The sequence below is a fragment of the Pseudostreptobacillus sp. genome (genome assembly GCF_977040545.1).
Genome location: NZ_CDRRBS010000055.1, coordinates 1 through 7,860, shown reverse-complemented (window position 1 = coordinate 7,860; position 7,860 = coordinate 1). Strand labels below are relative to the sequence as shown.

Here is a 7,860-nt window from a genome sequence, read left to right as displayed (position 1 = left end):
TTAAAGATGAAACAAATCTAATAGATAATATAGATAGTGATATAGCTTCTTCTAATAAAAATATGTATCTATATACTAGAATGAGCATAGATGAAGAAGGTAAATATAGTGCTATAATAGATGAATATGTAGAAAAAGATTTGAATATAGATTTAGATTTAAATTTAAGTAATGTAAATTCTAAATTTGATTTAAAACTTCAAAAAACTAATTTTAATAAAGGGGATATATTTAATTTTGAAGCTGGAGTTTCAACTACAGAATTTAAACCTAAAGTTGCAGCTGAATATATATTAAATGATTCAAAATTTAAAAATGTATATTCTTTGAAAATGGGATATAATGAAAAAATGTATTTAAATGCAGATTTTAAAAGATATATATATAGCTCTGAAAATAAAGGTAAATTAGAATTTTTAATATTAAATTCAAAAATAGGTTTTAATTATTTAGATAATAGTTATGTATATTCAGAGTTTGATTTGAATTATAAATATAAAAATAATTCGTATGTTAAATTAGATTTTAAAGGTGGATTAGGGGTTAAAACAAAACTTTCTGCATTTTCATTAGAACCTTATGTTAAATCCTCAGTTTTATTTGAATATTATGGTGGTATAACTAAAATATATTTAAAAGGATTACTAAACTTTAATTTAATGAAAGCTGATAATAAAAATTTATTTATTTTAGAAGATGATATAGATAATATAATTAAAGGGGATATTATTACAGGTTTGGATGCTAAGATAGAATTACCTAAGATTTATTTTAGTAATATGTATGTATTTAATGATTTCTATATCTCTAAAAAATATGGGATAAATGATAATAAATATGTATCAAATATAGGTCTTGGATTTGAAACTGATTTTTTTGATGATATGCATATAAAAACAGAATTTGGTAAAAATTATAAAAATAATAAATCTTCTTTTTTGTTTAATTTAGGCTTAAAGATGAGTTATTAGGAGGAAAGATGAATAATAATGTTATAAAAATAATAGAAGAAGTAGAAAAAATAAAAAAATTAAACTTTGCAGAAATTGCTATAAATAAAATTTTAACAGATATAGATATATTAAGTATTATAGTATATTGCTATAAAAATAATATTAATATAATAGATGAAAGTTATGATATTAATTATGAGGAATTGCCAACAGAATTTTTCAGTGATTCAGAAGTGATGGATTATTTAGAAAATTTTGATATAGAAAATGAAGACTATGGTGATGATGTTCTTAATTCTTTATCAAAAATAGCATTAATAGAGAGTATTAAGAATACTCGTATAAATTTTTCCTTTTTGGATATTAAACAAGAAGCTATGTTAAGTTTAATAAGATTTAAAAATAATTTTTATGAAAAACTTTCACAAAGCTATACTTTAGAAAATATAGAATATATATTTTCATATTTTGTTAAAAGAGATATATTAAAATATCAAAAAAAAGAATTAGAATCTAGTGAAGAAAAAGAATATATTTATCTTTTATATATTAAAATCCAAAGTGAATTAAATGATGGAGAAAAATTAGAAGAAATATTAAATAGAGTTGGAATTACTAATGAATATTATATAGAATTACAAAATATGTTTGGAATGAAAAACTTTACTTTAACTTATGATGAAGTTGTAGAAGAAATGGAAAAGGTTAAAAGAAAATATAATATAGCATTAACTACTTCAAAAATAAATTATTTAGAAGAAAATGCTTTGATTAAATATTTAGGTTTAGAAAAATCTGATTTAGAAGAAGAAAAAGTTAGTAAAGAAAATTTAAATAATTTAATAAAAAAAGCAATTTTTAAAATGTCTTTAATATTTGATATAACAATATTAAATGATTTAGAAAGAATAAATTATGAGATGGAGGCAATAGATGCTAAACTTAACTAATTTTATTCAAAAGTTTGAAAAAAAATTTCCTAAAACTCTTGCAGAGAGTTGGGATAATGTAGGATTGATTGTAGGACGTAAGAATATAAATTTAAAAAAAATATTAGTTTGTTTAGATGTTACTGAAAATGTTGTAGATAAAGCTGTTTTGGAAAATGTAGATTTAATAATAGCTCATCATCCTTTAATATTTTCAGGTCAAAAAACAATACTTGAAGATAATTTTTTAGGAAGAAAAATATTAAAATTGATAGAAAATAATATATCAGTATACGGTGCACATACTAATGTAGATTCTGCTGATGGCGGTCTAAATGATTATGTTTTAGAAAAAATGGCTTTTAATGGTAAAAAATTAGATTTTGAATTAAAACCTTTGAGATATTTTGAATTAGATGAATATATAGATATTGAAGATATTATATATAGAATAAAAGAAAATTTAAAAATAGATAATGTTAGATTAGCAAGATCGTATAGAAAAAATAAAATAAAAAAAATTGCAATAACAACAGGAGCAGGTGATAGTTTTATACCTGAGGTAATTTCTAATGAAGTTGATTTATTTATAACAGCTGATTTAAAACATCATATTTCACTTGATAGTATAGAAAGTGGTATACATTTATTAGATATAGATCATTATGGAAGTGAAAAATTAGTTTCTGATTTATTTGAAAAAGTTATAAAAGAAATAGATTCTAACATAGAAGTAATTAATTTTAATGATAAAGAAATATTTGAGTATTTTTAATTTTATAAATAATTTGTATGAAAATATTGTTAAATTATTTAATCAAGGAATTACATTTTTAAGTGTAGTTCCTTATTTTTATATTTTATTTTTCTAACTTGCTAAAAATATCAATTTAGTGTAAAATATTTAATGTTGGTATCCCAGCTAATCGCAAGGAAACTTGAGGAAAGTCCAAACTTCATAGAGCATGGAGGCAGTTAACGGCTGCTAAGAGTAATCTTAAGGAAAGTGCAACAGAAAGTAAACCGCCTATAAAGGTAAGGGTGAAAGTGTGAGGTAAGAGCTCACAATTGGTATAGGCAACTATATCACTTGTAAACCCCTCCAGAAGCAAGAATGAGATAAAAGAATATGGGGCTGCTCGTCCTTCTTTTGGTTATTCGCTTGAGGGTATAAGTAATTATACTCCTAGAAAAATGATTAGTTAATACAGAATTTGGCTTATAGGGGTGCCAACAATTTTTAATATAGAGGTTTTTATGAAAAATATAGATGGTATATATATACACATACCTTTTTGTAATAAAAGATGTCATTATTGTGATTTTCATGTATTTATAAATATGAATGATAAAATTGATAAATATGTTGAATATTTGATAAAAGAAATAAAGTTGTATCCTAAATATAAGTATAATACCATATATTTTGGTGGAGGTACACCATCGCTACTTTCTCAAAAACACATAGAAATGATATTGAATGAATTAGAGTTTACTGAAGATGCAGAGATAACTTTAGAGTTAAACCCTAGTGATATGGATATAGAAAGATTATCAAATCTTAGAAAATCAGGGATAAATAGATTAAGTATAGGTTTTCAAAGTTTTAATGATGAACTTTTGAAATTTATGAATAGAGATCATAGTTCTGATAAGGCAATAGAAACATTTTTAAATGCTAGAAAAGTAGGTTTTGATAATATATCTTTAGATTTAATATTTGGTATTCCAGGACAAAGTATGGAAATACTTGAAAATGATTTAAAAAAATTTATAGATCTTAGTCCGGAACATTTATCGATATATTCTCTTATTTGGGAGGAAGGAACTAATTTTACAAGAAGACTTAAAAAAGGCGAATTAAAAGAAATGGATGAAGATTTAGAAGCAGATATGTTTATTAAAATAAATAGAGAATTAAAAAATGCAGGTTATAGTCATTATGAAATTTCATCTTTTTGTAAGAAAGGGTATAGAAGTAAACATAATATTAAATATTGGAATAATACAGAATATATAGGTGTAGGAGTTAATGCTACGAGTTTTTATAACCAAAAAAGATTTTCAAAAGTTAAAAGTTTGATTAAATATTATAGATTAATTGATGAAGGCATGATACCTATTAATGATGCGAGTCTAGAATTAGTAGATGAAGTTGAAAATAAAAATTTAAAATATATATTAGGCTTAAGAATGCTAGAAGATGGTATTCCTTATGAAAAAGATGAAAGAATAGATAAGTTTATATTAAATGGTCTTATAGAAAAATTTGGTGATAGAATAAGATTGACAGAAAAAGGAATGCTTTTGTCAAATGAGGTATTTGTAGAATTTGTGTAAAAGGAGAGGATATGATTAAAAATAGGTATCTTTTGGGTGTTTTTTTTATAATATTATCTGCAATAGGTTTTTCTACCTTGCAGATGTTAGTGAAATTGCTTCCGGATGTTTCTCTGGCAAGTAAATTATTTTTTAGAAATATAATAATAACTATAATAACAGGTATTGTTATTAAATTTAGAGGATTAAAATTTAATGTTAATAAAGAAGATAGAAAATTATTATTTCTTAGAATAATGACAGGGACTATAAGTCTTGCACTTAGTTTTTATACATTAAAGTTTATAACTCTAGCAGATTCAACTATACTTCAAAAGTTATCATCAGTTATTATGCTTATAATTTCTCATTATTTTTTTAATGAAAAGTTTACAAAATATCATTTAGTAGGATTAGTAACTGCTTTTTTAGGTGTTGTATTTATAATAAAGCCTGTTAGTTCAAGTATGAATATAGGATATATATTAGCGATATTTAGTGCCATTTTAACAGCAATTTCTTATAGCTCAATAAGAGCAATAGGAAGACGTGGTAATTTAGATCCTATGCTTATAGTTTTTTATTTTTCTTTATTAAGCTGTATGATGTTTTTTCCTTTTATGTTAGTGAGTATACCAAGTATTACACCAAGACATTTATATACCTTACTAGCTATAGGTTTATTTGGCTCTATTGGTCAATATGGAATAACATTTGCATATAAGTTTGCAAGTTCTAAAGAAGTTGGAGTATTTGAGTATTCTCAAGTAATATTTTCATCTTTATTAGGTATAGTGTTTTTAAATGAAATACCTGATATATATAGTGTTATTGGTTATATATTGATAGTATTAGCTGGTATAGGAATATATGTATATAATAATAAAATAAAAGAAGTTTAATAACTTCTTTTTTATTTGTTTATCAAAATATTTTTTGTTCAAACTAATTTCATATTTTGAAATTATAATTCAAAAATAATCTATATTTTAATTAAAATTAACTTTAAAATATTGAAATTAATTAAAAAACTTGTAAGAAAAAAATATTGTGTTAAAATATATTTGGAGATGAGAATATGAAAGAAAAAGTTAGATTAATTAAATTAGAAAAAGTAAATAAAAAGTTTAAAGATTTTGAGATTAATATTGATTTTGAAATGTTTAAAGGAGAAATTTATGGTCTTATTGGAAAATCTGGTAGTGGTAAATCTAGCATATTAAAAATAATACAAGGTTTATTAAAATATGATGAAGGTAAAATATATAAAAATGATAATTTAGAAATAAGTTATGTATTTCAAGAATTTAATTTATTGAATAATAAAACTGTATTTGAAAATGTTGCTTTACCATTGAGATTAAGAGGTAAATTTGAAAAAAATAAGGTAAACGAAGCTATAAAATTTGTTGGACTTGAAAATAGAAAAGAAATGTATATATCAAGTTTAAGTGGAGGAGAAAAACAAAGAGTAGGTATTGCTCGTGCTATCGTATCAAATCCTGATTTGATTTTATGTGATGAAGTTACAGCCTCTCTTGATAAGATAGTAAAAAATGAAATTTTATTTTTATTCAAAAAAATAAATGAAAAATATGGTACAAGTATATTACTTGTAACTCATGAATTAGATGTTGCTAAAGTTTTATGTGATAGAGTTTCAGTTATAGAAAAAGGAACGATACTTGAAACTTTTGATGTTGATAAGATTGATATAGAAAATATAGAAAAAAATTATTTAGATTATGTAAAAGAGGTACTATTATGGAAATGACTTCTGAATTAATATTATCGATAAAGGATACAATAATTATGGTATCAATTCCTACACTTTGTGCAGTATTAATAGGAATACCTATAGGTTCTTTACTTTATTTAACTCGTCGAGGCTCTATTAAAGAAAATATATTTATATATGCACCACTTAATATATATGTAAATGTTGTTAGAAGTTTTCCGTTTTTAATATTTGTAGTGGTTTTAATACCTTTAACAAGATTTGTTTTTGGAACAGCTTTTGGTTTAATGCCAGCAGCCTTTCCTATATGTTTTATAGCGGTAGCACTTTACTCAAGATTTGTTGAACAATCTTTTCATGATGTAAATTATGGAATAATAGAAGCTGCTCTATCTATGAGAGCAAGTGTATTTCAAATTATATGGCATTTTCTTTTAGTTGAGGCAAGAAGTTCTTTAGTATTAGGACTAACATCATCTATTATTAGTTTCATATCTTATTCTACCGTTATGGGAATAGTTGGTGGAGGTGGTATAGGTGATTATGCTATGCGTTATGGTTATTATGAGTATAATTATAAACTAGTATATGAGGTTGTACTTATAATGATATTTATAGTATTTACTATCCAATTTTTAGGTAATTATATATCAAAAAAAATAGATAAAAGAAGGAGAGATTTTTGATGTTTAAAAAATTAATTTTAACAATAGCTATGGTATTTTCAACAATACTTTTAGCTAATGACAAAGAAATTAGAATTGCAGCTGCAGGATATCCTATGAATGAAATAGTTAAAATAGCAGCTAAAGATTTAGAAAAGAAAGGTTATGATGTAAAAATAACACTTCTTACAGATTATGTAACAGCGAATAAGGGATTAGCTGCTGGAGATTTTGATGCAAATTTCCATCAACATCAACCATTTATGCAAGTTTTTAATGAAAAAAATAATGCAAATCTTGTTAAAGTTGAATCAGTTTATGATGTTTATGTAGGATTTTATTCAACAAAATATACAAAAAAATCACAAATACCTAATGGTGCTAAAGTAGCTATACCTAATGATCCAACTAACCAAGATAGAGCTTTAAGAATATTAGCTAAAGAAGGTTTAATTTCTTTAAAGAATAAAAATGGATTATATAATTTATCAGATGTTATAAACACTAAGAAAAATTTACAATTCTTAGCTATACCTATACCATCACTTGTACAAGCATATAAGGAAGCAGATTTAGCATTTAACTGGCCATCACATATGTTAAAAATTGGAGTTCATGTTAAAGATGCTTTATTTACAGAAACTGGTTCTAAAGGAAGATATTCAATTATACTTGCTTCAAGAAAAGATAATGCTAATTCACAAAAAATTAAAGATTTAGCAAAAGCTATGCGTTCTGCTAGTGTAAAAAAATTCTTAAAAGATAATTATTCACAAGAAGGATACCCAGTATTCTAAGAATAATGTATATTTAAACTGAAATTAAATGTGTCTATATGGCACATTTTTTATTAAATATATATTTGTTTTAGTTAGTAATTTATTTTAAAAAATGATATAATATTAATTATTTGGAAAGGGGAATTATGGTAGATAGGTATAGGTTAGATAAATTTTTTAGAACACTTGTTAAATCAAATTTTAAGTTTACAAGAACAGTTAAATCTGAATTTATTTCACTTAATGATTTTGAGAAAGAAGAAGTTTATAAATTTTTGAAAGAAAATAATAAGAAAGAAAATGTTAAAGAATTTGTAAAAAAAATATATATAGAAAAATATTTTGAAGATAGGAATTTGTGGATAGATAATTTTATTTTTGATATATCTAGGGTTAAATTTATAGAAATTGATGAAAGTAGGTATGAAAAAATATATGTAACTACAGATATTCATGGATACTTTAATTTATTTATGA

The 7,860-nt window shown here is 23.4% G+C and carries 8 protein-coding genes, 1 other RNA gene and 1 pseudogene; all 10 read left to right on the top strand.

All coding sequences use genetic code 11. The features are described from left to right. Positions 1–971: hypothetical protein (locus ACWYO2_RS03910; RefSeq protein ID WP_455515190.1), on the top strand; the 971-nt coding region annotated here is incomplete at its 5' end. Between the two features lie 8 nt (positions 972–979). Continuing rightward, positions 980–1,903, top strand: coding sequence for a hypothetical protein (locus tag ACWYO2_RS03905; protein WP_455515189.1), 924 nt, complete (start codon positions 980–982; stop codon positions 1,901–1,903). After that, on the top strand, positions 1,887–2,657 hold the full coding sequence (locus tag ACWYO2_RS03900; RefSeq protein WP_455515188.1) for a Nif3-like dinuclear metal center hexameric protein: 771 nt from the start codon (positions 1,887–1,889) through the stop codon (positions 2,655–2,657). The genes ACWYO2_RS03905 and ACWYO2_RS03900 overlap by 17 nt, the downstream gene beginning before the upstream one ends. A 135-nt stretch (positions 2,658–2,792) precedes the next feature. Beyond that, an RNA gene (gene rnpB, locus ACWYO2_RS03895) (RNase P RNA component class A) lies at positions 2,793–3,120 on the top strand. Positions 3,121–3,139: 19 nt separating this feature from the next. Further along, the gene (hemW, locus tag ACWYO2_RS03890) at positions 3,140–4,222 is read left to right on the top strand and encodes a radical SAM family heme chaperone HemW (RefSeq protein WP_455515187.1); all 1,083 of its coding nucleotides are present in this window, start codon (positions 3,140–3,142) and stop codon (positions 4,220–4,222) included. Between the two features lie 11 nt (positions 4,223–4,233). After that, complete coding sequence (locus tag ACWYO2_RS03885) at positions 4,234–5,103, top strand: DMT family transporter (RefSeq protein WP_455515186.1); 870 nt, start codon at positions 4,234–4,236, stop codon at positions 5,101–5,103. 176 nt (positions 5,104–5,279) lie between these two features. Beyond that, positions 5,280–5,975 (top strand): ATP-binding cassette domain-containing protein, encoded by a 696-nt coding sequence (locus ACWYO2_RS03880; protein ID WP_455515185.1) that lies wholly within the window; start codon positions 5,280–5,282, stop codon positions 5,973–5,975. Then, complete coding sequence (locus ACWYO2_RS03875) at positions 5,966–6,625, top strand: methionine ABC transporter permease (protein WP_455515184.1); 660 nt, start codon at positions 5,966–5,968, stop codon at positions 6,623–6,625. The genes ACWYO2_RS03880 and ACWYO2_RS03875 overlap by 10 nt, the downstream gene beginning before the upstream one ends. After that, positions 6,625–7,401 (top strand): MetQ/NlpA family ABC transporter substrate-binding protein, encoded by a 777-nt coding sequence (locus tag ACWYO2_RS03870; RefSeq protein WP_455515183.1) that lies wholly within the window; start codon positions 6,625–6,627, stop codon positions 7,399–7,401. The genes ACWYO2_RS03875 and ACWYO2_RS03870 overlap by 1 nt, the downstream gene beginning before the upstream one ends. Before the next feature lie 128 nt (positions 7,402–7,529). Further along, positions 7,530–7,860: pseudogene (locus tag ACWYO2_RS03865) on the top strand (hypothetical protein); the annotation flags it as partial.